At 77.2% G+C, this 614-nt stretch carries 1 protein-coding gene; it reads left to right on the forward strand.

Going from position 1 to position 614, the window contains the following annotated elements:
• A partial coding sequence (locus O2V61_RS22355; protein WP_269185482.1) for an ExsB family transcriptional regulator occupies nt 1-614 on the forward strand: 614 nt, incomplete at both ends.

Below are 614 nucleotides of genomic sequence, written 5' to 3' on the forward strand. Positions count from 1 at the left end.
GAGTTCGCGGTGGGCCTGGGGGTGCGGCACGAGCAGCCGCGCACCGATGAGCTGTCGCGGCCGGGGTACGTGGCCAACGCGGGGAACCGGTGTGCGTTCTGCAAGTCCGAGCTGGTGGACGTGCTGACGCCGTTGGCCGCGGAGCTGGGGATCGCCGACGTGGTGACCGGCACGAACGCCGATGACCTGCGGGCGGGGTTCCGGCCGGGGATCGCGGCGGCGGCGGCGCGGGGGGCGTGGGCGCCGCTGGCCCGGGCGGGGATGACCAAGGACGACGTCCGGGCGGCGGCCCGGTGGTGGGGTCTGCCGTTGGCGGACAAGCCGGCGGCGGCGTGTCTGGCCAGCCGGATCGCCTACGGGGTGCCGGTGTCGGCGGCGGGGCTGGCCCGGGTGGAGGCGGCCGAGGCGGCGCTGCGGGCGGCGCTGGCCGGGGCCGGGCACCCGGTGCGTGACCTGCGGGTGCGGGACATGGGGGAGGACGTGGCCCGGGTCGAGGTCGATGCAGCGCTGGTGCCGCTGGTCGGGCCGGAGCTGCTGGCCGTGGTGACCGGTTTCGACCGGGTGGAGCTGGACCCGCGGGGCTTCCGGTCGGGGGCGATGAACGAGCTGCTGCC

Origin of the sequence: Modestobacter sp. VKM Ac-2985, assembly GCF_026967925.1 — a bacterium.
GTDB lineage: Bacteria > Actinomycetota > Actinomycetes > Mycobacteriales > Geodermatophilaceae > Modestobacter.